Source organism: uncultured Ramlibacter sp. (genome assembly GCF_936925435.1).
GTDB lineage: Bacteria > Pseudomonadota > Gammaproteobacteria > Burkholderiales > Burkholderiaceae_C > Ramlibacter.
Genome location: NZ_CAKZHQ010000026.1, coordinates 34,955 through 60,440, shown reverse-complemented (window position 1 = coordinate 60,440; position 25,486 = coordinate 34,955). Strand labels below are relative to the sequence as shown.

27 protein-coding genes are annotated in these 25,486 nt (G+C 68.4%); 12 read left to right on the top strand and 15 right to left on the bottom strand.

Annotated features, from left to right (window positions below; translation table 11 throughout):
• Positions 1-32: 32 nt before the first annotated feature.
• The 3 genes from Q0632_RS14125 to Q0632_RS14115 all read right to left on the bottom strand — a co-directional run bounded on the left by Q0632_RS14125 (position 33) and on the right by Q0632_RS14115 (position 1,708).
• Complete coding sequence (locus tag Q0632_RS14125) at positions 33-500, bottom strand: nuclear transport factor 2 family protein (protein WP_298931127.1); 468 nt, start codon at positions 498-500, stop codon at positions 33-35.
• A gap of 61 nt (positions 501-561) precedes the next feature.
• On the bottom strand, positions 562-747 hold the full coding sequence (locus Q0632_RS14120; protein WP_298931124.1) for a hypothetical protein: 186 nt from the start codon (positions 745-747) through the stop codon (positions 562-564).
• Positions 748-892: 145 nt separating this feature from the next.
• Positions 893-1,708 (bottom strand): creatininase family protein, encoded by an 816-nt coding sequence (locus Q0632_RS14115; protein ID WP_298931121.1) that lies wholly within the window; start codon positions 1,706-1,708, stop codon positions 893-895.
• Between the two features lie 142 nt (positions 1,709-1,850).
• On the opposite strand from Q0632_RS14115, the gene Q0632_RS14110 reads away from it, so the two are divergent.
• Complete coding sequence (locus Q0632_RS14110; RefSeq protein WP_298931118.1) at positions 1,851-2,012, top strand: hypothetical protein; 162 nt, start codon at positions 1,851-1,853, stop codon at positions 2,010-2,012.
• Positions 2,013-2,019: 7 nt separating this feature from the next.
• On the opposite strand, the gene Q0632_RS14105 is transcribed toward Q0632_RS14110, so the two are convergent.
• The gene (locus Q0632_RS14105) at positions 2,020-2,292 is read right to left on the bottom strand and encodes a hypothetical protein (protein WP_298931115.1); all 273 of its coding nucleotides are present in this window, start codon (positions 2,290-2,292) and stop codon (positions 2,020-2,022) included.
• A 17-nt stretch (positions 2,293-2,309) separates the two neighbouring features.
• Positions 2,310-3,644, bottom strand: a complete 1,335-nt coding sequence (locus tag Q0632_RS14100) for a sorbosone dehydrogenase family protein (RefSeq protein ID WP_298931112.1) — start codon at positions 3,642-3,644, stop codon at positions 2,310-2,312.
• 88 nt (positions 3,645-3,732) lie between these two features.
• Here Q0632_RS14100 and Q0632_RS14095 point away from each other — a divergent pair, with 88 nt between their 5' ends.
• Genes Q0632_RS14095 through Q0632_RS14085 form a run of 3 tightly spaced genes read left to right on the top strand, consistent with a single transcriptional unit; the run spans position 3,733 to position 7,278 of the window.
• Entirely contained in the window at positions 3,733-4,476 is a 744-nt protein-coding gene (locus tag Q0632_RS14095; RefSeq protein ID WP_298931111.1) for an alanyl-tRNA editing protein, read from the top strand.
• 42 nt (positions 4,477-4,518) lie between these two features.
• Positions 4,519-6,663 (top strand): thioredoxin family protein, encoded by a 2,145-nt coding sequence (locus Q0632_RS14090; RefSeq protein WP_298931108.1) that lies wholly within the window; start codon positions 4,519-4,521, stop codon positions 6,661-6,663.
• Between the two features lie 9 nt (positions 6,664-6,672).
• Positions 6,673-7,278: a thioredoxin family protein gene (locus Q0632_RS14085; protein WP_298931105.1), complete on the top strand. Its 606-nt coding sequence runs from the start codon at positions 6,673-6,675 to the stop codon at positions 7,276-7,278.
• A 15-nt stretch (positions 7,279-7,293) separates the two neighbouring features.
• Here Q0632_RS14085 and Q0632_RS14080 read toward each other — a convergent pair whose 3' ends face one another.
• A complete protein-coding gene (locus tag Q0632_RS14080; protein ID WP_298931103.1) occupies positions 7,294-8,388 on the bottom strand; it encodes a tetratricopeptide repeat protein in 1,095 nt (364 codons plus the stop codon).
• Positions 8,389-8,511: 123 nt separating this feature from the next.
• On the opposite strand from Q0632_RS14080, the gene hemE reads away from it, so the two are divergent.
• Both hemE and Q0632_RS14070 read left to right on the top strand, forming a co-directional pair.
• Positions 8,512-9,612 (top strand): uroporphyrinogen decarboxylase, encoded by a 1,101-nt coding sequence (gene hemE / locus Q0632_RS14075; RefSeq protein WP_298931100.1) that lies wholly within the window; start codon positions 8,512-8,514, stop codon positions 9,610-9,612.
• Between the two features lie 362 nt (positions 9,613-9,974).
• Positions 9,975-12,020 (top strand): primosomal protein N', encoded by a 2,046-nt coding sequence (locus Q0632_RS14070; protein WP_298931097.1) that lies wholly within the window; start codon positions 9,975-9,977, stop codon positions 12,018-12,020.
• 18 nt (positions 12,021-12,038) lie between these two features.
• Here Q0632_RS14070 and rsmI read toward each other — a convergent pair whose 3' ends face one another.
• The gene (rsmI, locus tag Q0632_RS14065; RefSeq protein WP_298931093.1) at positions 12,039-12,944 is read right to left on the bottom strand and encodes a 16S rRNA (cytidine(1402)-2'-O)-methyltransferase; all 906 of its coding nucleotides are present in this window, start codon (positions 12,942-12,944) and stop codon (positions 12,039-12,041) included.
• Here rsmI and Q0632_RS14060 point away from each other — a divergent pair, their 5' ends adjacent.
• Genes Q0632_RS14060 through Q0632_RS14050 form a run of 3 tightly spaced genes read left to right on the top strand, consistent with a single transcriptional unit; the run spans position 12,945 to position 14,624 of the window.
• On the top strand, positions 12,945-13,322 hold the full coding sequence (locus tag Q0632_RS14060; protein ID WP_298931090.1) for a YraN family protein: 378 nt from the start codon (positions 12,945-12,947) through the stop codon (positions 13,320-13,322).
• 46 nt (positions 13,323-13,368) lie between these two features.
• The gene (locus Q0632_RS14055; protein ID WP_298931087.1) at positions 13,369-13,968 is read left to right on the top strand and encodes a phosphoheptose isomerase; all 600 of its coding nucleotides are present in this window, start codon (positions 13,369-13,371) and stop codon (positions 13,966-13,968) included.
• Positions 13,965-14,624 carry a BON domain-containing protein gene (locus Q0632_RS14050; RefSeq protein WP_298931084.1) on the top strand — a complete coding sequence of 220 codons (660 nt, stop codon included), beginning with the start codon at positions 13,965-13,967 and terminating at the stop codon, positions 14,622-14,624. Before Q0632_RS14055 ends, Q0632_RS14050 begins: the two co-directional genes overlap by 4 nt.
• A 1-nt stretch (position 14,625) precedes the next feature.
• Here the strand turns inward: Q0632_RS14050 and Q0632_RS14045 are convergent, their stop codons facing one another.
• The 4 genes from Q0632_RS14045 to Q0632_RS14030 all read right to left on the bottom strand — a co-directional run bounded on the left by Q0632_RS14045 (position 14,626) and on the right by Q0632_RS14030 (position 18,473).
• On the bottom strand, positions 14,626-15,528 hold the full coding sequence (locus Q0632_RS14045) for an NAD(P)-dependent oxidoreductase (RefSeq protein WP_298931082.1): 903 nt from the start codon (positions 15,526-15,528) through the stop codon (positions 14,626-14,628).
• Positions 15,529-15,613: 85 nt separating this feature from the next.
• On the bottom strand, positions 15,614-16,750 hold the full coding sequence (locus Q0632_RS14040; RefSeq protein ID WP_298931080.1) for a PilT/PilU family type 4a pilus ATPase: 1,137 nt from the start codon (positions 16,748-16,750) through the stop codon (positions 15,614-15,616).
• A 41-nt stretch (positions 16,751-16,791) separates the two neighbouring features.
• On the bottom strand, positions 16,792-17,421 hold the full coding sequence (locus Q0632_RS14035; protein ID WP_298931078.1) for a cyclic nucleotide-binding domain-containing protein: 630 nt from the start codon (positions 17,419-17,421) through the stop codon (positions 16,792-16,794).
• 8 nt (positions 17,422-17,429) lie between these two features.
• Positions 17,430-18,473 carry a type IV pilus twitching motility protein PilT gene (locus tag Q0632_RS14030; RefSeq protein ID WP_298931076.1) on the bottom strand — a complete coding sequence of 348 codons (1,044 nt, stop codon included), beginning with the start codon at positions 18,471-18,473 and terminating at the stop codon, positions 17,430-17,432.
• A 40-nt stretch (positions 18,474-18,513) separates the two neighbouring features.
• On the opposite strand from Q0632_RS14030, the gene Q0632_RS14025 reads away from it, so the two are divergent.
• Entirely contained in the window at positions 18,514-19,206 is a 693-nt protein-coding gene (locus Q0632_RS14025) for a YggS family pyridoxal phosphate-dependent enzyme (protein ID WP_298931073.1), read from the top strand.
• Between the two features lie 48 nt (positions 19,207-19,254).
• On the opposite strand, the gene Q0632_RS14020 is transcribed toward Q0632_RS14025, so the two are convergent.
• From Q0632_RS14020 to Q0632_RS14010, 3 genes are all read right to left on the bottom strand, one after another.
• Positions 19,255-19,815: a DUF3617 domain-containing protein gene (locus Q0632_RS14020; RefSeq protein ID WP_298931070.1), complete on the bottom strand. Its 561-nt coding sequence runs from the start codon at positions 19,813-19,815 to the stop codon at positions 19,255-19,257.
• Positions 19,816-19,835: 20 nt separating this feature from the next.
• Positions 19,836-21,329, bottom strand: coding sequence for a glycerol kinase GlpK (gene glpK, locus Q0632_RS14015; protein ID WP_298931067.1), 1,494 nt, complete (start codon positions 21,327-21,329; stop codon positions 19,836-19,838).
• An 85-nt stretch (positions 21,330-21,414) separates the two neighbouring features.
• The gene (locus Q0632_RS14010) at positions 21,415-21,894 is read right to left on the bottom strand and encodes an Lrp/AsnC ligand binding domain-containing protein (RefSeq protein WP_298931064.1); all 480 of its coding nucleotides are present in this window, start codon (positions 21,892-21,894) and stop codon (positions 21,415-21,417) included.
• A gap of 72 nt (positions 21,895-21,966) precedes the next feature.
• Between Q0632_RS14010 and Q0632_RS14005 the strand changes: the two genes are divergently transcribed.
• Both Q0632_RS14005 and Q0632_RS14000 read left to right on the top strand, forming a co-directional pair.
• A complete protein-coding gene (locus tag Q0632_RS14005) occupies positions 21,967-24,912 on the top strand; it encodes an L-glutamate gamma-semialdehyde dehydrogenase (RefSeq protein ID WP_298931061.1) in 2,946 nt (981 codons plus the stop codon).
• Positions 24,913-24,973: 61 nt separating this feature from the next.
• Positions 24,974-25,315: a RidA family protein gene (locus tag Q0632_RS14000; RefSeq protein ID WP_298931058.1), complete on the top strand. Its 342-nt coding sequence runs from the start codon at positions 24,974-24,976 to the stop codon at positions 25,313-25,315.
• Here the strand turns inward: Q0632_RS14000 and Q0632_RS13995 are convergent.
• The gene (locus Q0632_RS13995) at positions 25,312-25,485 is read right to left on the bottom strand and encodes a hypothetical protein (RefSeq protein ID WP_298931055.1); all 174 of its coding nucleotides are present in this window, start codon (positions 25,483-25,485) and stop codon (positions 25,312-25,314) included. The genes Q0632_RS14000 and Q0632_RS13995 overlap by 4 nt on opposite strands.
• Position 25,486: the final 1 nt, after the last annotated feature.

Sequence of the window (25,486 nt, the reverse complement as noted above, 5' to 3'; positions counted from 1 at the left end):
CCTGTACCAGATTGGTGCAGGCCGCAGGGCAGCTACAGGTCCAGCTCGCTCAGGCCGGGATGGTCGTCGGGCCGGCGTCCCAGCGGCCAGTGGAACTTGCGCTCGCCCGGCGTGATGGACAGGTCGTTGATGCTGGCAAAGCGCCTCTGCATCAGGCCCTGGGGGTTGAACTCCCAGTTCTCGTTGCCGTAGCTGCGGAACCACCGGAGCGCGTCGTCATGCCATTCGTAGGCAAAGCGCACGGCGATGCGCTTGCCGTCGAAGGCCCAGAGCTCCTTGATCAGGCGGTAGTCCAGCTCGCGCGCCCACTTGCGCTCGAGGAACTGCTGCACCTGGGCCCGGCCGACGGGAAACTCGGCGCGGTTGCGCCAACGCGTGTCCTCGGTATAGACCTGGACCACACGGGCGGGATCGCGGCTGTTCCAGGCGTCCTCGGCCATGCGCACCTTCTGGGCGGCGGTCTCGGCGCTGAATGGCGGCAGGGGAGGTTTGGTGTCCATGGCCAGGAAGCTTGCAAGTTCCTGGCCACGCAGGGCGGCCGCAGCCGCCGGCTTCAGGGTCTTACCACTCGCCGATGGCGCGCACGCGCTGGTCCAGGTCCGGCGGCAGCTCGTTGGGCAGGACGCGCCACTCCGAGTCCAGCGCCTCTTCCTGCACCCGGGGCAGCAGGCCCCAGCGACGCGGCTGCGGATCTGCCGGCAGCTGGCGCAGCGGCAGGAGGGGGATGAGGGCGGCGGAGAAACGCATGGTGTCTATCTCTTCGACACCAGTTTAAAAAGCTTGAGTGCCTGCGAATGTGACGGGGCGCACACCCGGCCCCAAAGGCCTACATGCATTTGGCATTCGCGCAGCATTTGCGCAACACCGCGCCGCACGCCAGCGGCGCGCGGGCTCAGGCGGCGGGCTTGTCCACCAGGGTCGCCAGCGGCAGCGACGACAGCTCCTGCAGCAGCAAGGCCAGCTGGGCGCCGGCAGTGTCGAGCAGCATCCGGCCCTTGTCGGCGGTGGCGGCCGCCGCGTTGCCGGCGGCGCCCTGGGCGTTGTAGTCCTGCATGGCCCAGCCCAGCTTGGCACTGCTGCCGTTGCCCAGGATGGGATAGCGGCCGGCGCGCTCCTGCGAGGAGGACGGGAAGTCCTGCGCCTGGTCCATGGCCACATGCTGTGGCCGCAGCGCCAGCAGCATCGAAGTCTCGATCTCGCCGGCATGGACGCCGAAGCGCTGCTCCTGGGCGCTGAACTGGGCGTTGGCCTGGCCCAGCGGCAGGTTCCACCAGCTGCAGCTGTAGACGATCAGGCCGCAACGCACGCGCAGCTCGCGCGCCACGATGTCCATCACGCTGACCTGGCCGCCATGGGCATTGAGCAGCAGCAGTTTCTTCAGGCCGGCGCGGGCCACGCATTCGCCCAACTCGGTCCAGACCGCCGCCAGCGTGGCGGACGACAGCGTCAGGGTGCCGGCAAAGGCGCTGTGCTCGGGGCTGTAGCCGACGGCCTGGGTCGGCAGGAACAGCACGGGCAGCGCTGCGGGCAGGCGCGGCAAGGCGGCGGCGATGACGCCGTCGACGATGCTCTGGTCCACCGACAGCGGCAGGTGGGGCCCGTGCTGCTCGGTGGCGGCCACCGGCAGCACCGCCACCGTGCTGGCAGGGTCGAGCCCGGCAAACTCGCGGGTCGTCAGGTCGGCCCAGAAGCGGGAGGAAGCGGTCATCCGGCGATCTTATCCCCAGGCCCCGGCGCGGCCGCCGACCCCGCTGTCAGATGCCTGCCGACGCTGCAGGCCTGCCGCCTCCCGCACGCGATGGCGGTTTCGGGCGATGGGCGCGGGCCACGCAGCGAGCGACCATGCAGCCATGGAACACGCCACCGCCCTTGCCCGCGAACACGGCCTGCTGGCCGCCGCGCGCGCCGTGCTGCCGGACGTTGCAACGGCACTGGCCGTCATGCTGGACCAGTCGATGCGCCGGCCATCGCTGGCCCGCATCGTCGTGCAGTCGCTGCAGTCGGTGAGCTGAGTCGGATTCAGACGCGGCGGATGCGCCCGCCCACTGGCGTGTAGCGCAGCACCCGGCTCAGGCCGTCACGGCCACTGGCGGCGCGGCCCACCAGGGCGCTGCCGGTCAGCAGGCCCAAGGTGCGCACAGCGAACGAGGGATGGCGGCGCGAGGCCAGCCACAAGCCGATGCCGGCGCCCAGCACCAGCCAGTGCTCGCCGGGAAAGCCCGGACGGGCGTCGTCGTAGGCCTTGAGCTCCCTGGCCTTGTCCATTGCCTTGTCCACTACGGTCGTTGCCATGGCTTCTCCTTGCGATCTCACCGGACAGGCGCCACGCGCCAGACCACGTTGCCGACGTCGTCGGCCACCAGCAGCGCACCCTTGCCGTCCAGCGCCACGCCCACCGGCCGGCCGTAGGCCTTGCTGTCGTCGCTAAGGAAGCCGGTGAGGAAGTCGATGGGCGCATCGGCCGGCTTGCCGCCGGAGAAGGGCACGTAGACCACCTTGTAGCCGCTCAGGGGCTTGCGGTTCCAGGAACCGTGCTCGCCGATGAAGGCGCCGCTGGCGTAGTTGGCCGGCATGCGCGCGTCGGAGAAGGCCAGGCCCAGCGGCGCGACGTGCGAGCCCAGGCCGTAGTCGGGCACCACGGCCTTGGCCACCATGGCGGGATTGGCCGGCTCCACCCGGATGTCGACGTTCTGGCCCCAGTAGCTCCAGGGCCAGCCGTAGAAGGCGCCGTCCTTGACCGAGGTCAGGTAGTCGGGCACCAGGTCATTGCCCAGCTCGTCGCGCTCATTGACCACCGTCCACAGGGTCTTGCTCTGCGGCTCCCAGCCCAGGCCATTGGGATTGCGCAGGCCGGTGGCGAACAGGCGCTTGGCGCCGGTGGCGCGGTCGACTTCCCAGATCGCGGCACGGCCCTCCTCGGCCTGCATGCCGTTGTCGGCGGCGTTGCTGTTGGATCCCACGGTCGCATACAGCTTGCTGCCGTCGGCGCTGGCGATGATGTTCTTGGTCCAGTGGTGGTTGATGCCCGCCGGCAGGTCGGTGAGCTTGACCGGCTTGTCGCTGATGCTGGTCTGGCCCGCCTGGTAGGGCACCTTGACGATGGCATCGGCGTTGGCGATGAACAGCTCGTTGCCCACCAGGGCCATGCCGAAGGGGGAGACCAGGCCGGTCAGGAATGGCGTTTTCATTTCCGCCACGCCGTCGCCGTCGGCATCGCGCAGCAGGGTGATGCGATTGGCGCTGGGTGCGCCGGCGCCGGCCCTCTTCATCACCATGCCCATGACCATGCCGCGCAGGCCGTCGGCGTGGACGTTCTTCATGCCTTCGGGCTTGGCAGGCCCGTTGCTCTCGGCCACCAGCACGTCGCCATTGGGCAGGGTGTAGATCCAGCGCGGATGGTCCAGGCCGCTGGCCAGGGCCGTGACCTTGAAGCCCGCCGGCGCCTTGGGCGTCACGCCCGCCGGCCAGCCCTGGGCCGGCGCGATGCTCAGCGTGGGCAGCAGGCTCTTTTGCGGCGCCGGCAGGCCGGGATTGGGGCCGATGCCGGCGCTGGGAGGCGATTGGGCGAGGGCCGCGCAGGCGGCCAGCGCGCAGGCGGCAAGCACCGCCAGGGGAGCGAAACGGGGGGAAGTGGAAGCTTTCATGGCCCATGAGTTTGGTTCCCACCCAGCACCATGCCTGTAGGCAAACACCGCAAAACGCCGGGCTTGCCGCATGACCCAAAATGGCGGCATGACCCAAGACCTGTTCCGCCAAGATGCCTACCTGAAGGAATGCAGCGCCCAGGTGCTGCGCGTGGACGAGCACGGCATCGTGCTGGACCGCACGGTGTTCTATCCGCTGGGCGGCGGCCAGGCCGGCGACGCTGGCCTGCTGCTGCTGGCCGACGGCAGCGAATTGCGCATTGCCGACACCCGCAAGGGCAAGGACGCCGAAGGCCGCGCAAGCCATGAGATCTGCCACATCCCCGCACCGGACCAGGATGATGCGCTATCGAAATTGAAGCAGGGCGAGGCCGTGACGGCGCGCGTGGACTGGCAGCGCCGGCACAGGCTGATGCGTTTTCACACCACCACCCATCTGCTGTGCCACCTGGTGCCCCAATTGGTCAATGGCTGCTCGATCACGGCCGAGTCCGCGCGGCTGGACTTCAGCATGACCGATCCGCTGGACAAGGAAGTCTTGACCGAAGGCATTGCGCGCCTGGTGGCGGCGGCATATCCGGTGACGGTGGGCGCGATCAGCGACGCCGAGCTCGATGCCAACCCGGCCCTGGTCAAGAGCATGTCGGTGCAGCCGCCGCGCGGCACGGGGCAGATCCGGACCATCCGCGTGGGTGGTGACCAGCTGATCGACTTCCAGCCCTGCGGCGGCACCCATGTGGCCAACACCTCGGAGATCGGCGCCGTCGTCGTCACCAAGATCGAGAAGAAAAGCGCGACGACGCGGCGCGTGGTGCTGGGGTTTGCCGCCTGAGCCGGCGGAACTTCGCCCACGGCTGAGCCTCCCACCATGGTCATGATCCGCACCCGCCTCCTGTTTGCTAGCCTTTTGCTAGCGTCTCAAGCCCTGTTGACGGGGGCTGCAGCCCAGAATACCTCCCAAACCGTGGTGCAGACCGAGCGCGTGCGGGCCGAACTGATGGCCCATGCCCCGCAGGGCGTGGCGCCGGGCCGCCAGGTCTGGGTCGGCCTGCAACTGGCCCACCAGAGCGAGTGGCACACCTACTGGAAGAACTCCGGCGACTCGGGCCTGCCGACGGTGCTGGAATGGACCCTGCCGCCCGGCGTGGAGGCCGGCGACATCGCCTGGCCCCTGCCAAAAAAAATCCCCATCGGCACGCTGGCCAACTACGGCTACGAAGGCACGGTGCTGCTGCCCGTGCCACTGACCATCACGCCGGCGTTCAAGCCCTCGCTGCTGGCCGCCGACCTGGAGGTCAAACTCAAGGCCAGCTGGCTGGTCTGCAAGAAGGAGTGCATTCCCGAGGAAGGCAGCTTCACACTGAAGATCCCGGCGCGCAGCACGACCGCGCTCAACGGCCAGGCCTTTGCCACGGCCTCCGCTGCCCAGCCCCGGCCCTTGCTGCCGGCCACCGGCGTCATCCCCGAGAGCCATGTGCGCATCGACGGCAACGCCCTGGCCTTGAGCGTGCAAGGCCTGCCGCTGGCGCTGCGCGGCAAGACGCTGGACTTCTTTCCGGAGACGCCGGAGGTGATCGAGACCGGCGCCCAGTGGACCCAGGAATGGAAGGGCAGCGAGTGGCGCGCCCGCGTGCCGCTGTCGGCCCAGCGCAGCAACAGCCCCGCCGTGCTGCCGGTGGTGCTGGCCGCCGATCGCCAGGGCTGGCGCGCCGAGCTCAAGGTGCTGGGTGCCTGGCCGGCGGCCGTGGCAGTGGCCGCCGTGCCGCCCGCCCTGGACGCGGCCCTGCGCAGCAACGCGGCGTCGCAGCCCTCCACGCCCTCGCTGACGCTGGCCGCGGCCCTGCTGGGCGCGCTGCTGGGCGGCCTGCTGCTCAACCTCATGCCCTGCGTGTTCCCGGTGCTGGCCATCAAGGTGGTGGGGTTCAGCCGCCATGCCGATGACCGGCGTGGCCACCGCATCGCCGGCTTGGCTTACAGCGCCGGTGTGCTTGCCTCCTTCCTGGCCCTGGGCGCGCTGATGCTGGCGCTGCGCGCCGCCGGCGAGCAATTGGGCTGGGGCTTCCAGCTGCAGTCGCCGCTGGTGGTGGCGGTGCTGGCGGCGCTGTTCACCCTGATCGGCCTGAACCTGGCGGGGCTGTTCGAGTTCGGCAGCTTCCTGCCCTCAGGCCTGGCCTCGCTGGAAGCGCGCCACCCCGTGGCCAATGCCTTCCTGTCAGGCGTGCTGGCGGTGGCGATCGCCTCGCCCTGCACCGCGCCCTTCATGGGCGCCTCGCTGGGTTTGGCCATCGCCCTGCCCGCCGCGCAGGCCCTGCTCGTCTTCGCCGCCATCGGCGCCGGCATGGCCCTGCCCTATCTGGCGGCCAGCTGGGCGCCGGCCGTGGCCCGCTTGCTGCCGCGGCCGGGCGCGTGGATGGACATCTTCCGCAAGCTCATGGCTTTTCCGATGTTCGCCACCGTGGCCTGGCTGGTCTGGGTGCTGGGCCAGCAAAGCGGCATCGATGGCGCCGGCGCCCTGCTGGCCCTGCTGGTGGCGCTGAGCATGCTGGTCTGGGCCCTGAGCCTGCGCGGCCGCACCCGCAGCGTGCTGGCCACCCTGGCCGCGGTCTGCCTGGCGGCACTGGGCTGGGCCGTCGGCCCCAGCATCGCCGCCACCCAGCCCCCACAACAGCTGGCCGCCGGCGATGCCTGGCAGGTCTGGACGCCGGCGCGCGTGGAGCAACTCGTGGCCGCCGGCCAGCCGGTCTTCGTCGACTTCACCGCCGCCTGGTGCGTGACCTGCCAGTACAACAAGAAGACCACGCTGGCGAACGGGGCTGTGCTTGCCGACTTCAAGGCAAAGAACGTAGCCTTGCTGCGTGCCGACTGGACCCGGCGCGATCCGGCCATCACCGCGGCCCTGGGCCAGCTGGGACGCAATGGCGTGCCGGTCTATGTGGTCTACAACAAGGGCAGCGCGCCGGCCGTGCTGTCCGAGGTGCTGGGCGTGGAGGAAGTGCGTTCCGCCATCGCAAAACTTTAAGGAGTTGCCATGCTGCTGCGTCCCCTGATTGCCGCCTCCCTGCTGGCCTGTGCCGGCGCCGTCCTGGCAGCGCCCAGCGTGGGCCAGAGCGCGCCCGACTTCACGCTCAAGGACGCCAGCGGCAAGACCGTCAAGCTGTCCGACTACAAGGGCAAGACCGTGGTGCTGGAGTGGACCAACCCCGGCTGCCCCTATGTGCGCAAGCACTACGACAGCGGCAACATGCCGGCCACGCAGAAAGAGGCCACCGACAAGGGCGTGGTCTGGCTGGCGATCAACTCCACCGAGAAAGCCAGCGGCGACTACCTGGAGCCCGCCAAGCTGGTGGCCTGGATGGGCGAGCGCAAGTCGCAACCCAGCGGCACCCTGATGGACGAGGACGGCACGGCCGGCAAGGCCTACGGCGCGCGCACCACGCCCCACATGTACATCGTCAGCCCGCAGGGCCAGCTGGTCTACGCCGGCGGCATCGACTCCATTGCGTCGAGCAACCCGGACGACATCAAGAAGGCCGTCAACTATGTGCGCCAGGGCCTGAGCGAAAGCCTGGCGGGCAAGGCCATCAGCGCGGCCACCACCCGGCCCTACGGCTGCTCGATCAAGTACAAGAGCTGAGCACCGGCGCCGGCTTCAGGCTTTTTGCAGCCAGACGTACAGGCCCGGGATGGGCAGGCGCTGGTCTTCGCGGATCGGCTGACGCTCGATGCGAATGACATCAAAGCCATGGGCCGCCGCCAGCGTGCGCAGCAGGCCTTCGGAGTGCACATAGCGCAGGCTGCTGCGCAAGGCCATGGCCTCGCCTTGTGCCGCTTCCTCGACTGAAAAACAGAACACGCCGCCCGTGTCCATCTGGCGCGCCACACCTGCGAACACGCCATCGAGCGCGCCGACGTAGATGAAGACGTCGGCCGCCAGCACCAGGTCGTAGCGCCGCGTCGCGGCTTCCAGGCAATGGCCGACATCGTCCTGCGTGACCCGGTCGTAGCAGCCCAGGGCCTGTGCCTGGGCCAGCATGGCGGCCGACAGGTCCACCCCTTCGAGGTGGTCCACCAGCGGCCGCACCAGGGGGCCGCACAGGCCGGTGCCGCAGCCCAGGTCCAGCGCGCTGGCAAAGCGCCGCCCCAGCTGCGCCAGGCCTTGCACCAGCACCTGGTGGGCGCGGTAGTTCAATACCTGGACCAGATGCTGGTCGAAGCCCTCGGCATAGCTGTCGAACAGCCTCTGCACATAGTGCAGCGGCGGCGCCGGCGGCGCGTCATGACCGCGCAGCGAGGCCAGGAAGTAGCGATGGAGCTCGGCATCAGCGCCCCGCTCAATCGCCTTCTCGAAGGCCAGAACCGCTTCCGCATGGCGTCCCAGGTCCTTGAGCAGGCTGCCCTGCAGGCTCCAGGCGTTGCCCGAGGAAGCGTCCAGGGCCAGCAGGCGGGCCATCCGGTCCGAAGCGGCCTGGTGGCGGTCCAGGGCGGCCAGGGCCGAGGCGCTGTGGCCCAGGGCCTCCAGGTCCTGGGGATCCTGCGCCAGGGCCTCGTCCAGCAGTTCCAGCGCCTCCTGCGGCCGGCCCAGCTTGAGGCGGGTCGCGCCCAGGTTGGTCAGCGTTGTGACCCGCCCGGGCAGCAGGGCCAGCGAGGCGGCGAAACTGGCCTCGGCCTGGACCCAGCGGCCAGCCTGGTAGTGGGCCACGCCCTGCACGAAGAAATCCCTGGCCTGGTCGAAAGTGGCGCTCATAGAAAGTACCTCCGCCCTGAAGGGCTGCGATGCGAGCCCCTTCGGGCGGCCGAGCGGGGCTCTGCCTGCCCTGCGGAAATGGTGGCGCGATCATAGGGGCAGGCACTCGGCGACAATCGGGGCATGCCTTTCGCACCTCTCCAGAACGACTGCTTCCTGCGCGCCTGCCAGCGCCTGTCCACCCCGCACACGCCCATCTGGCTGATGCGCCAGGCCGGCCGCTACCTGCCCGAGTACCGCGCCACCCGGGCCCGCGCCGGCAGCTTCATGGGCCTGGCCACCAACACCGACTACGCCACCGAGGTCACGCTGCAGCCGCTGGAGCGCTACCCGCTGGACGCCGCCATCCTGTTCTCCGACATCCTGACCGTGCCCGACGCCATGGGCCTGGGTCTGAGCTTCGCCCTGGGCGAGGGCCCGCGCTTTGCCACGCCGGTGCGCGACGAGGCCGCAGTCAACGCCCTGGCCGTGCCCGACATGGACAAGCTGCGCTACGTGTTCGATGCCGTCACTTCGATCCGCAAGGCCTTGAACGGCCGCGTGCCCTTGATCGGTTTTTCCGGCAGCCCCTGGACCCTGGCCTGCTACATGGTCGAGGGCGCAGGCTCGGACGACTACCGCCTGGTCAAGTCCATGCTGTATGGCCGGCCCGACCTGATGCACCGCATGCTGCAGGTGAACGCCGATGCGGTGGCAACCTACCTGAACGCCCAGATCGAAGCAGGCGCGCAGGCGGTGATGATTTTCGACAGCTGGGGCGGCGTGCTGGCCGATGGCGCCTTCCAGCAGTTCAGCCTGGCCTACACCGCCCAGGTGCTGTCCAAACTCAAGCGCGAACACGATGGCGTTGTCATCCCGCGCATCGTCTTCACCAAGGGCGGCGGCCTGTGGCTGCAGCAGATGGGGCAACTCGATTGCGAGGTGCTGGGCCTGGACTGGACCGTCAACCTCGGCCAGGCGCGCCAACTGGTGGGCGGCCACAAGGCGCTGCAGGGCAACCTCGACCCCAACGTGCTGTTCGCGCCGGCGCCGCAGATCGAAGCCGAGGCGGTGCGGGTGCTGGACGCCTTTGGCCAGCCCCATACCGGCAGCGGTACGGGCCCGTCCCAGATCTTCAATCTGGGCCATGGCATCAGCCAGCACACGCCGCCGGAAAGCGTGGAAGTGCTGGTGAACGCGGTGCATTCGCATTCGCGCCGCCTGCGTGCCGGCCCAAGCACCTGATCAAAAACTGCGTCATCAGGGAGTTCCCTAGGACGCAGCCCTTGCAAAATATTTGCCAGCACGCTTGACTTATGCACAAAACGCTTGCTGCGGTGCACGCAAACATCTGATGCCGAACAGCTTTTGCTATTAATCCGATAGCGGCTCTAAGTCATTGATTTATAACGATTTTCCGTTTTGCCGTTTTTCCGTGCATTTCAGTCAAAGCCTTGATTTCCGCGGCCTGCCGGCCACTGCAGGGACATCTATCAACAAAGTTATCCACAGAAACACTGCACTCATGGGAAAGCTCTTTAAATTCAAAGACTTACATGGTTTTCCGCTATCTGGCCTGAAGTCCAGCCGCTAACACCCCCTTTTGGATGACCCACCGGCTTGCCGTCGTCGTGCCCACCCCGGCCCACAGTTCGGTGGCCGGTCCCCTGAGCTACCGAAGTGAGTTTCCACTCGCCGCCGGGACGCTGGTGCGTGTGCCGCTGGGCAAGCGCGAGGTGCTGGGGGTGGTCTGGGATGCGCAGCCGCAGGACCACGAGGGCCGCAGCGCGCAAGGCGACAAGCCGGTCGCCGGCGCGCTGGAGGGCCTGGAGCCCCTGCCGGCAAGCTGGCGGCAAGTTGTTACTTTTTCAGCAAATTATTACCAGCGCAGCCTGGGCGAGGTGGCGCTGGCGGCCCTGCCGCCGCAACTGCGCGACCTGAGCACGGTGCAGCTGGCGCGCCGCTTGAAGCGCGCCAGCGGCGATGCGCCCCCGGCCCCCGCCGCGTGCGCCATGGACCTGAGCGCGCAACAGCAGCAGGCGTTGGCGCAGTTCGATGCCGGCGCAGGCCCCTTCCTGCTGTTCGGCGCCACCGGCAGCGGCAAGACCGAGGTCTATCTGCATGCGGTGCAGACCCTGCTCGAACGCGAGCCCCAGGCCCAGGCCCTGGTCATGGTGCCGGAGATCAACCTCACGCCGCAGCTGCAGGAGCGCTTCGTCGAGCGCTTCGGCGCAGCCCAGGTCGTGTCCCTGCACAGCGGCATGACCAACCCCCAACGGCTCAAGAGCTGGCTGGCGGCACACGCCGGCGCGGCCCGCATCGTGCTGGGCACGCGCATGGCGGTGTTCGCCTCCATGCCGCAGCTGCGGCTGATCGTGGTCGACGAGGAGCACGACCCCAGCTACAAGCAGCAGGAAGGCGCACGCTATTCGGCGCGCGACTTGGCCGTCTACCGCGGCAAGCTCGAGGGCGCCAAGGTGCTGCTGGGTTCGGCCACGCCCTCGCTGGAGAGCTGGCAGGCCTGCGAGAAGGGCCGCTACCAGCGCCTGGCGATGCCGGCGCGGGTGGGCGATGGGCAATTGCCGGCGGTGCGCCTGGTCGACATGAACCTGCAGCCCAAACAGACCGTCTTCTCGGTGCAGCTTCTGGACGCATTGCGCCAGCGCATCGGGCGCGGCGAGCAGTCGCTGGTGTTCCTGAACCGGCGCGGCTATGCGCCGGTGCTGGCCTGCAACGCCTGCGACTGGAAAAGCGAGTGCCCCAACTGCAGCGCGTTTCGTGTCTTCCACAAGAGCGACCGCACGCTGCGCTGCCACCACTGCGGCTTCACCGAGCGCGTGCCGCGCGCCTGCCCGGCCTGCGGCAACGTGGACATCGCGCCGCTTGGCCGGGGCACCGAGCGGCTGGAAGAGCACCTGGCCGAGCTGCTGGCCGATGCGCGCCGCCCCGACGGCCTGCCGCCGCGCATTGCCCGCATGGACGCTGACACCACGCGGCTCAAGGGCGCGCTGGAGGCGCAGCTGGCCCAGGTCCACTCGGGCGAGGTCGACGTGCTGGTGGGCACGCAGATGGTGACCAAGGGCCATGACTTTCGCCGCATCACCTTGGTGGCGGCCGTCAACGCCGACTCGGCCCTGTTCTCCAGCGACTTTCGCGCGCCGGAACGCCTGTTCAGCCTGCTGATGCAGGCGGCCGGCCGCGCCGGCCGCGATGCGCAACAGGCCCAGGCCAGCCAGATGTGGGTGCAGACCTGGCATCCCACGCACCCTCTGTTCACCGCACTGCGCACGCACGACTACCCGGCCTTCGCGGCGCAGCAACTGGCCGAGCGCGAGCAGGCCGCCATGCCGCCCTTTGGCTACCAGGCCCTGGTGCGCGCCGATGCCCGCACGCAGGAAGCCGCCCAGGCCTTCCTGGCGACGGCCAGCGAAGCCGCGCAGGGCCTGCCCGACGCCGGCCACGTGGCCGTGTATTCGCCGGTGCCAATGGCGGTGCAGCGGGTGGCCAACGTGGAGCGGGCCCAGATGCTGGTGGAAAGCACTTCGCGCGCGGCCCTGCAACGCTTCCTGGCGGCCTGGCAGCCGCTGCTGCAGGCCAGCCGCGACAAGGGCGTGATCCGCTGGGCGGTGGACGTCGATCCTCTGGCGATCTGACCAGGACCAGCGGCGCGTTCAGCCGCCGTTTTTCAGCTTGAGCGCGGCCTCGTAAAGCTCGTTGCGCGAGCCGCCGGCGATCTCGGCCGCCAGCTTGACCGCGCTCTTGACCGGCAGCTCCTTGAGCAGCAGTTCCAGCACGCGCATGCCGTCGTCGGCCTGCACGGCCTGGACCGAGGGGTGCAACACCAGGGCGAACTCGCCGCGGCTGCGCTGCGGGTCAGCCTCCAGCCAGCCGGCAAAGGCGGCGCAGGCCAGGGTCTGGACCTGCTCGAACTGCTTGGTCAGCTCGCGCCCCACCGTCAGCGGGCGCTCACCCAGCACGGCCAGAGCGCGCGCCAGAGCCTCGATGCGGTGCGGCGCTTCCAGCAGCACCACGGCGCGCGGCTCCTGCGCCAGCAGCTGCACGGCGGCGTCGCGCTCGCCGGCCTTGGCCGGCAGGAAGCCGGCGAAGACGAAGGCGCCGTCGTCGGCCACGGCGCCGGCAACGCTGAGCGCGGCAATCACGCTGCTGGCCCCGGGCAGGGGCACGACGCGCAATCCGGCCGCGTGCACAGCAGCCACCAGGCGCGCGCCGGGGTCGCTCACGGCGGGCGTGCCGGCGTCGCTGGCATAGGCGATACGCTGGCCGGCCTGCAGGCGCTGCACCACCAGTTGGGCGGCCTCGGCCTCGTTGTGCTGGTGCAGGGCGATCAGTTGGCCGTTGGGCCGGTCGATGCCATAGGCGCGCAGAAGCTGCTGGGTGTGGCGGGTGTCCTCGCAGGCCACGGCGTCGACGATCTCCAGCACATGCAGGGCGCGCAGGCTGATGTCGGCCAGGTTGCCGATGGGCGTGGCGACGACATACAGCGCGCCCTGCGGATAATGCTGCGAGCCGGCCGCGTCGCGGGCGGCTGTCAGGGCGGAGGCGAACGAAGCGCTCAAATGCAAGTCCCCAGGAAAGTGACGACCACCAAGCAGGCCGGCGATGCCGCCGAGGACAGTGCCCTGGCCCACCTCGTGGCGCAGGGCCTGCGGCTGGTGAGCCGCAATTATCGGACGCCCGGGCGCGGCGGCGGTGAAATCGACCTGGTGATGCGCGCGCCCGACGGCACCTTGGTGTTTGTCGAGGTGCGCCGGCGCGCCAGCGTTAGCTTCGGCGGCGCCGCGGCCAGCGTGGGCAGCGCCAAGCAGCGGCGCATCGTCTTCGCGGCCCGCCATTACCTGATGCACCTGCCTTCGCCGCCGCCTTGCCGCTTCGATGTGGTCAGCGTCGAGGCCGGCCGCATCGAATGGCTGCAGGCGGCCTTCGACGCCCGATAGCCTCGCACACGCTGTTGCATTCGCCCCGCGGTTATCATTCCCGGCCATGCTCGAACAACGCATCCAACAGCACTTCATCGACAGCGCCGACCTGAAATACCAGTCGGCGCAATCGCTGAGCAAGCCCATCGCGGCGGCCGTGCAGGCCATCCTGGCCTGCGTCACCAGCGGCGGCAAGGTGCTGGCCTGCGGCAACGGCGGCTCGGCCGCCGACGCCCAGCACTTCTCGGCGGAGTTCGTCGGCCGCTTCGAGCGCGAACGGCCCGAGCTGGGCGCCATCGCGCTGACCACCGACAGCTCCATCCTCACCGCGATCGCCAACGACTACGACTACAACCGCATCTTCTCCAAGCAGGTGCGCGCGCTCGGCCAGGCCGGCGACGTGCTGCTGGCGCTGACCACCAGCGGCAACTCGGCCAACGTGCTGGCCGCCGTCGAGGCGGCGCACGAGCGCGAGATGACCGTGGTGGCCCTGACCGGCCGCGGCGGCGGCAAGATGGCCCAGGCCCTGCGCGAGACCGATGTCCACATCTGCGTGCCGCACGAACGCACGGCGCGCATCCAGGAAGTCCACATCCTCGCGCTGCACTGCATCTGCGACGGCGTCGACGCCCAGCTCCTGGGCGAACAGGAATCCCCGACATGACGAGAAACATCGCCCTGCTGCTGCGCGTGAGCGCATTGGCAGCTGCCCTGGCCACCGGCCTGAGCGCCTGCGTTCCCCTGGTGGTCGGCGGCGCCGCCGTCGGCGCCATGGTGGCGACCGACCGCCGCACCTCGGGTGCGCAGCTGGAAGACGAGAGCATCGAGTTTGGCGGCGCCAGCCGGCTGCGCGACGCTTTCGGCGATCGCGTCCACATCAACATCAACAGCTACAACCGCCAGGTGCTGCTGACCGGCGAGGTGCCGACGGCCCAGGACAAGACGAACGCCGAGCAGATCATTGCCCGGATGCAGAACGTCAAGTCGGTGGTCAACGAGCTGGCCGTGATGGGCCAGACTGGCATGCAGGGGCGCTCCAACGACACGCTGATCACCGGCAAGGTCAAGGCCTCGCTGGTCGATGCCAAGGACTTGCAGGTCAACGCCTTCAAGGTGGTGACCGAGCGCGGCACCGTCTACCTGATGGGCCGCGTCAGCCCGCGCGAGGCCGACCGCGCCACCCAGATCACCCGCACCATCAGCGGCGTGCAACGCGTGGTGCGGATCTTCGAGATCCTCAGCGACCAGGAACTGCAGCGCCTGTCGCGCGAGCAGGCCGTGCCGGCGAGCCGTCCGGCCGCCAGCACGCCGGCGCCCTGATCTATTTCAAACGCGTGATCAGGCTGGAAGTGTCCCAGCGCTGGCCGCCCTGCTGCTGCACATCGGCATAGAACTGGTCCACCAGGGCCGTTACCGGCAGGCGCGCGCCGTTGCGCTTGGCCTCGTCCAGGCACAGGCCCAGGTCCTTGCGCATCCAGTCCACCGCGAAGCCATAGTCGAACTTGCCCTCGATCATGGTCTTGCCGCGGTTGTCCATCTGCCAGCTCTGGGCCGCGCCCTTGCCGATCACTTCCAGCACCTGGGCCATGTCCAGGCCGGCCTTCTGGCCGAAGGCGATGGCCTCCGACAGGCCCTGGACCAGGCCGGCAATGGCGATCTGGTTGACCATCTTGGCCAGCTGGCCGGCGCCGCTGGCGCCCAGCAGGGTGACGGCGCGGGAAAAGGCCAGGGCCGCCGGCCTGGCCGCTTCGAAGGCCTTGGCATCGCCGCCGCACATCACCGTCAGCAGGCCGTTTTGCGCGCCGCCCTGGCCGCCCGAGACCGGCGCGTCAACGAAGTGCAGGCCCAGCTGCTTGCCGGCGGCCGCCAGCTCGCGCGCCACGTCGGCCGAGGCCGTGGTGTGGTCGACCAGTACCGCGCCGGCCTTCATGCCGGCAAAGGCGCCATGCTCGCCCAGCACCACCGAGCGCAGGTCCTCGTCGTTGCCGACGCAGCAGAACACGATGTCGCAGCCGGCGGCAGCCTCGCGCGGGGTGGCCGCCGAGGCGCCCTTGAACTCCTGCTTCCAGACCTCGGACTTGGCCGCGCTGCGGTTGTAGACCGTCACGTCGTGCCCAGCCAGCGCCAGGTGGCCGGCCATGGGAAAGCCCATCACGCCCAGGCCGAGGAAGGCGACCTTGCGCGGGGAAGTGGATTCATATGTCTTGGGGTTCGTGCTGGCCATGACCGCTCCTTGTTTGAATCAAGGGATTCTAGAAGCCCCATGCAAAAGGCCGGGCAAGCCCGGCCTTTGGATCGCAGCGCGGACGCTAGACGATGGCCAGGTGCTCGGTGCCCGATGCCAGGTCCTGGGTCTTGGCGCGCTGGCTGTTGAGTTTGATCTGCAGCCGCAGGTCGTTGACCGAGTCGGCGTTGCGCAGCGCGTCCTCATAGCTGATGACGTTGTTTTCGAAGGCATCGAACAGGGCCTGGTCGAAGGTCTGCATGCCCAGGTTGCGGCTCTTTTTCATGATCTCCTTGATCTCGGAGACCTCGCCCTTGAAGATCAGGTCGGAGATCAGCGGCGTGTTGAGCATGATCTCCACCGCCGCGGCGCGGCCCTTGCCGTCCTGCTTGGGCACCAAGCGCTGCGAGATGAAGGCCTTGAGGTTGAGCGACAGGTCCATTAGCAGCTGCGGCCGGCGCTCTTCAGGGAAGAAGTTGATGACCCGGTCCAGCGCCTGGTTGGCACTGTTGGCGTGCAGCGTGGCCAGGCACAGGTGGCCGGTTTCGGCGAAGGCGATGGCGTGCTCCATGGTCTCGCGGTCGCGGATCTCGCCCATCAGGATGACGTCGGGCGCCTGGCGCAGCGTGTTCTTGAGCGCCGCTTCCCAGCTGTCGGTGTCCAGCCCCACCTCGCGCTGCGTCACCACGCAGTTCTTGTGCGGATGGACGAACTCCACCGGGTCCTCGATGGTGATGATGTGGCCGTAGGACTGCTCGTTGCGCCAGTCGACCATGGCCGCCAGCGTGGTCGACTTGCCCGAACCGGTGGCGCCCACCAGGATGGTCAGGCCGCGCTTGGACATCACCACTTCCTTGAGCACCTGGGGAACACCCAGGCCATCGATGGTGGGAAGGATCTGCGGAATCACCCGCATCACCATGCCGACCTTGCCCTGCTGCACAAAGGCGTTGACGCGGAAACGGCCGATGCCCGGCGGCGAGATCGCGAAGTTGCACTCCTTGGTGCGCTCGAACTCGGAAGCCTGCTTGTCGTTCATGATCGAACGGGCCAGCGCCAGCGTGTGGCCGGAGTTGAGCGGCTGCGGCGAGACCTTGGTCACCTTGCCGTCGACCTTCATCGCCGGCGGGAAGTCGCCGGTGATGAACAGGTCGCTGCCGTTGCGGCTGACCATCAGCTTGAGCAGGTCATTGATGAATTTTGTGGCCTGATCGCGTTCCATGGCACCCGTCCTTCGCTTTTGCGTCTGCTGCTATTGTCGTCTCAGTCCTGCCGGTCCGACAGGCGGGCGCCGACCACCCGCAGCCGCATCGACAGCTTGCGCGCCAACAGGGCCACCAGCCCCGCAGCGAGCTGCGGCTCGGCAGCCATCATCTGGTCCATCGCCTCGGCGCTGAGCACCGCAATCTCGCACTCCGTCAGGCTGACGCACAGCGAGAAGCGCTTGCCGCTGTCGAGCAGCGACATCTCGCCCAGGATGTCACCGGGCCGCGCCTCGGTCAGGCGCATCTTCTCGCCCCAGGGCTGGACCCGGTCCACCGCGATGGTGCCGGTCAGCAACACGATCATGAAGTTGCCGTACTCGTCCTGGCGGATGATGTCGCGGTCGGCCTCCACGTGGGCGAAATCGACGAACTTCTCCAGCCGCTGGATCGCCGCCGGGTCGAGCCGGCTCATGTACTTGTCCTTGGCCCACAGCTGCTGCAGCTGCTTGACGCCGCGCGCGGCTGGGACGCGCTTGGCGCCGATCTCGTTGGCCCGCGCCTCCCAGGGAACCAGCATCGAGAGGTCGACGCCCTGATCGGCAAAGGCCGTCGTGAACAGCTGCGAGTCGGGGGTGTCGGGGGTCTCCGCGTGGGGCTTGCGCCTCAGAAGATCCAGTACGCCTTTCATGCGGAGTCCTAGCCGGGGAAGTTTTCGGGAATCTTGGCCTTGGAGCGCGCTTCGGCCGGGCTGATCATGTTGCGCTTGACCAGGTCCGACAGGTTCTGGTCAAGGGTCTGCATGCCGAAGCTGTTGCCAGTCTGGATGGCCGAGTACATCTGCGCCACCTTGGCCTCGCGGATCAGGTTGCGGATGGCGCTGGTGCCCAGCATGATCTCGTGCGCGGCGATGCGGCCGGTGCCGTCCTTGGTCTTGCACAGGGTCTGCGAGATCACCGCCTGCAGCGACTCCGACAGCATGGCGCGGACCATTTCTTTTTCGTCGGCCGGGAAGACGTCGATGATGCGGTCGATGGTCTTGGCCGCCGACGAGGTGTGCAGCGTGCCGAACACCAGGTGGCCGGTTTCCGCCGCCGTCATGGCCAGGCGGATGGTTTCCAGGTCGCGCATTTCGCCCACCAGGATGGCGTCCGGGTCTTCGCGCAGCGCGGACTTCAGGGCCGCCGCGAACGACAGCGTCATGTTGCCAACCTCGCGCTGGTTGATCAGGCACTTCTTGGACTCGTGGACGAACTCGATCGGGTCTTCCACCGTCAGGATGTGGCCGTACTCGGTTTCGTTCAGGAAGTTGACCATCGCCGCCAGCGTGGTCGACTTGCCCGAGCCGGTCGGGCCGGTCACCAGCACCATGCCGCGCGGCTTGAGGGCCAGGTCGCCGAAGATCTTGGGCGCGTTGAGCTGCTCTAGCGTCAGGATCTTGGAGGGGATGGTCCGGAAGACCGCGCCGGCGCCGCGCTGCTGGTTGAAGGCGTTGACCCGGAAGCGCGCCAGGCCTTCGATCTCGAACGAGAAGTCCACTTCCAGGAACTCTTCGTAGTTCTTGCGCTGGGTGTCGTTCATGATGTCGTACACCATGGCGTGGACCTGCTTGTGGTCCAGCGCATCGACATTGATGCGTCGCACGTCGCCGTGCACGCGGATCATCGGCGGCAGGCCGGCCGACAGGTGCAGGTCGGAGGCCTTGTTCTTGACGCTAAATGCCAGCAGCTGGGTAATATCCACAGTTCCCTCTTTTTGTCTTGCTCCAAGTGGCCGGCTCATTATGACCACGATTGGCACCAACCTCCAGGACGTGCACCAGCGGATCGCCGCAGCCTGTGCACATGCGCAACGCCGGGTGAACGAAGTCACGCTGCTGGCGGTGTCCAAGACCTTTGGCCCGCAAGCGGTGCGCGAAGCCCATGCCGCGGGCCAGGCGGCCTTCGGCGAAAACTACATCCAGGAAGCGGTCGAAAAGATGGCGCTGCTGGCCGACCTGCCGCTGCAATGGCATTGCATCGGCCCGGTGCAAAGCAACAAGACGCGCCTGGTGGCCACGCATTTCGATTGGGTCCATACCGTGGACAGGCTCAAGACCGCCCAGCGCCTGTCGGACCAGCGGCCGCCCGCGCTTGCGCCGCTGCAGGTGTGCATCCAGGTCAACATCGACGGCGGCGCCAACAAGGCCGGCGTTGTGCCGCAAGAGGCGGCGGCGCTGGCCCAGCAGGTCGCTGCCCTGCCCCGCCTGCAGCTGCGCGGCCTGATGGCCATCCCCGAACCGGCCAGCGCCGACGAGGCCCTGGCCGTCCACCGGGCCAGCCGCGCCCTGTTCGACCAGATCAACCGCTCGGGCCTGCTGGCGCAGCCGCTGGACACCTTGTCGATCGGCATGTCGGCCGACCTGGAGGCCGCGGTGCGGGCAGGCAGCACCATGGTGCGCGTGGGCTCGGCGATCTTCGGCAGCCGCGCCCGCTAGGCGGCCCCCAGGCCAGGGCGCCGAAGTCGGCACCCTGAGATCAATTTGTTACTTTTTTGTTGCAGCCGGCTGCACGGGCTGGATGGCACCGCAGTCGGCCGACAGCCACTTGCCGGCGCCGTCCATGGTGATGGTCTCTGCCTTGCCCTGGCGGGTGCTGGTCATCACCGTGCGGCCGCTGTAGGCCTCGGGACTGGTGAAGGTGTAGAGACCTTCGCCACTGGCCTGCGGGTCAGTGCAGCTGAAGCTGATTTTCTGGGTGTTGCCCACACGCGGATGGGCCGTGGTCTTGCAGCTGCCTTGCTGCTGGGCCGGCACGCCGTTGCGTTCGAGCATCTCCTTGGTCATGCAGACCTTGACGCTCATGGCACCGGGCCCGGCGCTGCCCATTTGCATGCCCTGCTTGGCCAGCATCTCTTCCATCTGCTTGCGCTGGGCCGGCGACATCGATGCCATCTGCTGCTTCATCTGCGTCATGGCCTGCTCCATCTGCGGATTGCTGCTTTGCATCTTGTTGCTCAGCTCCCACAGGCCGGGCTTGAGGTTCTGGGCCGCGGCGGGCAGGCACAGCAGGGCCGCGAGAGCGGCAATCAGGCGGTACATGGTCATGGATCGCTCCTTGGAAAAAATCAGTCCAGGGTGGCCTGGCGCACGGCGTGCTCCCATTGCTGCATCAGCACCGCGGCACGGGCCGGGTCCAGCGTGGGCACGAAGCGGCGCTCGGCCTGCCACAGCCCCGCCAGATCGTCGGTGCCGGCATACACGCCCGCTGACAAGCCGGCCAGGTAGGCCGCGCCCAGCGCCGTGGTTTCGGTGACGGCAGGCCGCACCACCGGGATGCCCAGCAGGTCGGCCTGGAACTGCATGAGCAGGTCGTTCACGCATGCCCCGCCATCGACCCGCAGTTCAGCCACCGGCGCGCCGCCCGCCGCCACGGCGTCGCGGCTCATGGCCAGCAGCAGGGCGGCGCTCTGGTAAGCGATGCTCTCCAGCGCAGCGCGGGCGATGTGGGCCACCGTGGTGCCGCGCGTCAGGCCGGTGATGGTGCCGCGCGCCTGCGGCTTCCAGTAGGGCGCGCCCAGGCCCGTGAAGGCCGGCACCATCATCACGCCGCCTGAGTCAGGCACGCTTTGCGCCAGCGACTGCACTTCGGCGCTGCCCTTGATCGCATGCAGGCCGTCGCGCAGCCACTGCACCACCGCGCCGCCGACAAAGACGCTGCCTTCGGTGGCGAACTCGGGCTGGGCCGAGACCTGGGCGGCGCTGGTGGTCAGCAAGCCGTTGGCCGAGGTCTGGAACTGCGTGCCGGTGTGCATCAGCATGAAGCAGCCCGTGCCGTAAGTGTTCTTGGCCATGCCGGCCTTGAAGCAGGCCTGGCCAAACAGCGCGCTTTGCTGGTCGCCGGCCACGCCGCCGATGGCGATGGCGCCGCCCAGCAGGCCCGCTGCGGTCTGGCCGTAGGAGGCACTCGACGGCAGCACCTTGGGCATCAAGGCCATGGGGATGTCCAGCAGCGCCAGCAGCTCGGGGTCCCAGTCGTTCTTGTGCACGTTGAACAGCATGGTGCGCGAAGCATTGCTGACGTCGGTGGCATGCAGGGCGCCGCCGGTCAGTTGCCACAGCAGCCAGCTGTCCACCGTGCCGAAAGCCAGCTCGCCGGCCAGCGCCTGCGCGCGGGCACCAGGCACCTTGTCCAGCAGCCACTTGAGCTTGGTGCCGGAGAAGTAGGCGTCGATCAGCAGGCCGGTACGGGCCTGGATCAGGCCGGCATGGCCAGCCTCGCGCAATTGGGCGCAGGTGGGCTCAGCCCGCCTGTCTTGCCAGACGATGGCGTGGTGCAGCGGCTTGCCGGTCTTGCGGTTCCACAGCACGGTGGTCTCGCGCTGGTTGGTGATGCCCAGCGCCTTGATGTCGCCGGCCTTGAGGTTCGCCTTGGCCAGGGCCTCGCGCGCCGTCGCCAGCTGGGTGCGCCAGATCTCCATCGGGTCGTGCTCGACCCAGCCCGGCTGGGGATAGATCTGCGGCAGTTCCTGCTGGGCCAGGGCGACGATGCGGCCTTGCGGATCGAAGACGATGCTGCGTGAGCTGGAGGTCCCCTGGTCGAGCGCGAGAAGGTAGGTCATGCGGGCCGTGGCAAAGAAAAAGGCAGGGCCCGATGCTAACGGCAGCCTGTGCCGGCGGCATCGGGCCCTGCCCGCATCTGTGCGCTCAAACGCCCAATGCCAGCCGCGTCGTGTTCTTGACCTCCTCCATCACGGCATAGGTGCGGGTCTCGCGCACGCCGGGCAGCTGCCACAGCACGGTGCCGGCAAAGTCGCGGTAGGCCTGCATGTCGGCCATGCGGGTCTTGAGCAGGTAATCGAAGCCGCCGGCCACCATGTGGCACTCCATGATCTCGTTGTGCACCTGGACCGCGGCCTTGAAGGCCTCGAAGACATTGGGCGTGGTGCGGTCCAGCAGCACCTCGACAAACACCAGCATGGCGCCGCCCAGCTTGAGCGGATTGAGCCGTGCCTCGTAGCCCAGGATGTAGCCGTCGCGGGTCAGGCGCTGCACCCGGGCCAGCACGGCCGTCGGCGACAGGGCCACGGCCTCAGCCAGCTTGAGGTTGGACAGGCGGCCATCGTGCTGCAGGACATTCAGGATTTTCAGGTCGATGCGATCCAGATCGGCAATTTCTTCGGTCATCGCTAGTGATTTGCTCTGTAGATTTCCGGAATTTAGAGCTTTATTCAGCATGGATCAAGCGAGCATCACGCCATGCCCCATCTTCCCTTCCCCTACCGCGCCGAGACCGATGTCGTCCGGCACAGGCTCGCCTCCCTCTCCAATGCCCTGTCCTGGGACGCCGCTGCGCGCGATGCCGCGCCCTGGGTCCAGGCCGTTCGCGACAAGCCGCCGCCCTTCTGGGCCATGGAAAGCCTGCTCAAGGAATACCCCATCTCCAGCAACGAAGGCCTGGCCCTGATGCGCCTGGCCGAGGCCTTGCTGCGCGTGCCCGATGCCGACACCGCCATTGCCCTGACCGCGGACCAACTGGGACGCGCCGACTTCGGCGGCGCCGCCGACGGTGCCCTGGCCCGTTTGTCGAATGCCGCCATCGGCCTGTCGAAAAAATTCCTGCCAGAGGCCGAACAGACGCCGGGCCTGTTCGCCCGCCTGGGCGCGCGCACCGTCGTTGCCGCGACCTTGCGTGCCGTACAGCTGCTGGGCCGCCAGTTCGTGCTGGGGCAGGACATCAACGAAGCCATGGACGAGGCCGGGGGCGCACGCCGCAACCAAGCCCGATTGAGCTTCTCTTACGACATGCTGGGCGAAGGAGCGCGCACCGACGCGGATGCGCTGCGCTACCTGGCCAGCTACCAGAACGCTATTGAATCCATAGCATCTCAAGTCCATTTGACGGGAGCTACAGCCGAGAACGACGGGATTTCCATCAAATTGAGCGCGCTCCATCCGCGCTACGAGGATGGCCAGCGTGAACGGGTGCTGGCCGAACTGGTGCCGCGCGCCTGGACGCTGTGCGCGCTGGCGGCCCGCGCCAACATCAACCTCACCATCGACGCCGAGGAGGTCGACCGGCTCGAGCTCTCGCTGGATGTCTTCGAGGCCCTGGCCGTGCGCGTGGCGCGGGAGTTTCCGCTGTGGCCGGGCTTTGGCCTGGCGCTGCAGGCCTACCAGACGCGCGCGCTGGAGCTTGTGGCCCACGTCGCCGCCGTCGCCCGCCGGCTGGGCCTGCGCTTGATGTGCCGCCTGGTCAAGGGCGCGTACTGGGACGCTGAGATCAAGCGCGCGCAGGAGCTGGGCCTGCCGCACTACCCGGTGTTCACGCACAAGCAGCACACCGACATCTCCTACCTGGCCTGCGCCAACGCCCTGCTGCAAGCCGGTGATGTCATCTACCCGCAGTTCGCCACCCACAACGCCGGCACCATCGCTGCCATCGTGCAGATGGCATCCCGGACTGGAGCGGCATTTGAACTGCAACGCCTGCACGGCATGGGCGAAGGTGTCTACCGCGAGGTGCTGGCCCACAGCGCCGTGCGCTGCCGTGTCTATGCGCCCGTGGGCCAGCACCGCGACCTGCTGGCCTACCTGGTGCGCAGGCTGCTGGAGAACGGCGCCAACTCCTCCTTCGTGCACCAGCTGGCCGACGAATCGGTGGGCATGGACTCCCTACTGGCTTCTCCCTTGCGGCTGGAGCCGGTGTCCGCGCTGCCCCTGCCGCCCGATCTCTATGGTCCGGCGCGCCGCAACAGCCGGGGCCTGGACCTGACGGTCGAGAGCATGCGCGCGCCGCTGCTGGCCGCGCACGCATCGACGGCGGTGCCGACCGTGCCCGAGGACGATGCAGCGCAGGCCCTGCCCGCCTTGCAGCGTGCGCTGGCCGCCTTCCCCTCCTGGGCATCCACACCCGTGCAAGAACGCGCTGCGATGCTGCGCCGCGCCGCCGATGCCATGGAGGCGCAGACGCCGCGCCTGTGTGCCCTGCTGGTCAAGGAGGCTTTCAAGACCTGGGGTGACACGGTGTCGGAGCTGCGCGAGGCGGTGGACTTCCTGCGCTACTACGCCAACGAGGCCGAGCGCGTGATGCAGCCTCTCACTCTGCCCGGTCCCACAGGCGAAAGTAACGTCCTGCGGCTGACGGCCCGCGGCCCCTGGGTCTGCATCAGCCCCTGGAACTTTCCGCTGGCCATCTTCACCGGCCAGGTCGCCGCCGCCCTGGCCACCGGCAACACGGTGCTGGCCAAGCCGGCGGAACAGACACCAGCCATCGCGCGGGAAGCCGTGCGCCTGCTGCACGAGGCCGGCGTGCCCGCCGATGCCTTGCAGCTGCTGCATGGCCCGGGCGAGACCGTGGGCGCCGCACTGGTGGCCCAGCCGGGCGTGGCCGGCGTGGTCTTCACCGGCTCGACCCAGGTCGCCAAAACCATCCACCGCGCCCTGGCGGCCAAGGATGGTCCCATCGTGCCGCTGATCGCCGAGACCGGTGGCATCAACGCCATGCTGGTGGACTCCAGTGCCCTGCCAGAGCAGGTGGCCGACGCCGTGGTGCAAAGCGCCTTCCGCTCGGCCGGCCAGCGCTGCTCGGCGCTGCGTCTGCTGTGCGCGCACGAGGGCATCGCCGACAGCGTGATCGAGATGGTGCGTGGTGCGGCGCAGGAACTTGCAAGCGGCGATCCGGCCCTGCTGGCCACCGACGTCGGGCCGGTGATCGACAAAGACGCCTTCGAGGGCATAGACAAGGAGGTGCAGCGGTTGCGGGCGAGCGCCAAGGACTGGATCGCGGGTCAGACCCGGGATGACAAGAACCTGATCCCGCCGCAGATGTTCGAGCTCGCCTCCATCGCCGAGATCCGCCGCGAGATCTTCGGCCCGGTGCTGCACGTGCTGCGCTGGTCGGGCGATCCGCAGGCCGTGATCGCCCAGGTCAACGCGCTGGGCTATGGCCTCACGCTGGGCATCCAGACCCGCATCGACAGCCGTGCCCAGACCCTGGCGGCACAAGCCCATGTGGGCAATGTCTACGTCAATCGCAACATCATCGGTGCGGTGGTCGGCGTCCAGCCCTTTGGCGGCGAAGGCCTGTCGGGCACCGGCCCCAAGGCCGGCGGTCCCAACTACCTTGTTCGCTTCTGCGCGGAACAGACGCTGACCATCAACACCACGGCTGCAGGCGGCAACGTGAGCCTTCTGGGTGGATGACGGCCATCATCTGCCTGCCGGCACGGGCGTTATCCTCGCCATTGAACAAGGAACCAGCACCATGCAGAGATTCGACGTCGGAGCGCGCCTGTCCGAAATGGCCATCCACAACGGCACGGCCTACCTCGCCGGCCAGATTCCCGAGGATGGCAGCCTGGACATCCAGGGCCAGACACGCCAGGTGCTCGCCGCCATCGATGCCTTGCTGGCACGCGCCGGCAGCGACAAGAGCCGCATCCTCATGGCCCAGATCTTCCTGGCCGACCTGGCCGACTTCGAAGGCATGAACCAGGCTTGGGATGCCTGGGTGGCGCCGGGCAACGCGCCGCCGCGCGCCACGGTGCAGGCCGCGCTGGCAGGCAAACAGTGGCGGCTGGAGATCGTGGTGACTGCGGCCGTCTAGCGCTGGACGCGCTCGGGCGGACCCGGCTGGCCGGGCAGCCGGATGGGCGGCTCGGGCAGCTGGCCGTCTTCCGTGGGCGGCACGACGGGCTGCGGCCCGCCAGGACCACCGGGCTCGGGACACAGCGGCGGCAGCGGTTCGGGCGCCGGCATGTTCGGGTCGGTCGCCATG

Excerpts from the sequence above, each read along its gene's own strand:
- Q0632_RS14125 (WP_298931127.1), bottom strand. The coding sequence starts at position 500 with ATGGACACCAAACCTCCCCTGCCGCCATTCAGCGCCGAGACCGCCGCC.
- Q0632_RS14120 (WP_298931124.1), bottom strand. The coding sequence starts at position 747 with ATGCGTTTCTCCGCCGCCCTCATCCCCCTCCTGCCGCTGCGCCAGCTG.
- Q0632_RS14115 (WP_298931121.1), bottom strand. The coding sequence starts at position 1,708 with ATGACCGCTTCCTCCCGCTTCTGGGCCGACCTGACGACCCGCGAGTTT.
- Q0632_RS14110 (WP_298931118.1), top strand. The coding sequence starts at position 1,851 with ATGGAACACGCCACCGCCCTTGCCCGCGAACACGGCCTGCTGGCCGCC.
- Q0632_RS14105 (WP_298931115.1), bottom strand. The coding sequence starts at position 2,292 with ATGGCAACGACCGTAGTGGACAAGGCAATGGACAAGGCCAGGGAGCTC.
- Q0632_RS14100 (WP_298931112.1), bottom strand. The coding sequence starts at position 3,644 with ATGAAAGCTTCCACTTCCCCCCGTTTCGCTCCCCTGGCGGTGCTTGCC.
- Q0632_RS14095 (WP_298931111.1), top strand. The coding sequence starts at position 3,733 with ATGACCCAAGACCTGTTCCGCCAAGATGCCTACCTGAAGGAATGCAGC.
- Q0632_RS14090 (WP_298931108.1), top strand. The coding sequence starts at position 4,519 with ATGATCCGCACCCGCCTCCTGTTTGCTAGCCTTTTGCTAGCGTCTCAA.
- Q0632_RS14085 (WP_298931105.1), top strand. The coding sequence starts at position 6,673 with ATGCTGCTGCGTCCCCTGATTGCCGCCTCCCTGCTGGCCTGTGCCGGC.
- Q0632_RS14080 (WP_298931103.1), bottom strand. The coding sequence starts at position 8,388 with ATGAGCGCCACTTTCGACCAGGCCAGGGATTTCTTCGTGCAGGGCGTG.
- hemE (WP_298931100.1), top strand. The coding sequence starts at position 8,512 with ATGCCTTTCGCACCTCTCCAGAACGACTGCTTCCTGCGCGCCTGCCAG.
- Q0632_RS14070 (WP_298931097.1), top strand. The coding sequence starts at position 9,975 with ATGACCCACCGGCTTGCCGTCGTCGTGCCCACCCCGGCCCACAGTTCG.
- Q0632_RS14060 (WP_298931090.1), top strand. The coding sequence starts at position 12,945 with ATGCAAGTCCCCAGGAAAGTGACGACCACCAAGCAGGCCGGCGATGCC.
- Q0632_RS14055 (WP_298931087.1), top strand. The coding sequence starts at position 13,369 with ATGCTCGAACAACGCATCCAACAGCACTTCATCGACAGCGCCGACCTG.
- Q0632_RS14050 (WP_298931084.1), top strand. The coding sequence starts at position 13,965 with ATGACGAGAAACATCGCCCTGCTGCTGCGCGTGAGCGCATTGGCAGCT.
- Q0632_RS14045 (WP_298931082.1), bottom strand. The coding sequence starts at position 15,528 with ATGGCCAGCACGAACCCCAAGACATATGAATCCACTTCCCCGCGCAAG.
- Q0632_RS14040 (WP_298931080.1), bottom strand. The coding sequence starts at position 16,750 with ATGGAACGCGATCAGGCCACAAAATTCATCAATGACCTGCTCAAGCTG.
- Q0632_RS14035 (WP_298931078.1), bottom strand. The coding sequence starts at position 17,421 with ATGAAAGGCGTACTGGATCTTCTGAGGCGCAAGCCCCACGCGGAGACC.
- Q0632_RS14025 (WP_298931073.1), top strand. The coding sequence starts at position 18,514 with ATGACCACGATTGGCACCAACCTCCAGGACGTGCACCAGCGGATCGCC.
- Q0632_RS14020 (WP_298931070.1), bottom strand. The coding sequence starts at position 19,815 with ATGACCATGTACCGCCTGATTGCCGCTCTCGCGGCCCTGCTGTGCCTG.
- glpK (WP_298931067.1), bottom strand. The coding sequence starts at position 21,329 with ATGACCTACCTTCTCGCGCTCGACCAGGGGACCTCCAGCTCACGCAGC.
- Q0632_RS14010 (WP_298931064.1), bottom strand. The coding sequence starts at position 21,894 with ATGACCGAAGAAATTGCCGATCTGGATCGCATCGACCTGAAAATCCTG.
- Q0632_RS14005 (WP_298931061.1), top strand. The coding sequence starts at position 21,967 with ATGCCCCATCTTCCCTTCCCCTACCGCGCCGAGACCGATGTCGTCCGG.
- Q0632_RS14000 (WP_298931058.1), top strand. The coding sequence starts at position 24,974 with ATGCAGAGATTCGACGTCGGAGCGCGCCTGTCCGAAATGGCCATCCAC.
- Q0632_RS13995 (WP_298931055.1), bottom strand. The coding sequence starts at position 25,485 with ATGGCGACCGACCCGAACATGCCGGCGCCCGAACCGCTGCCGCCGCTG.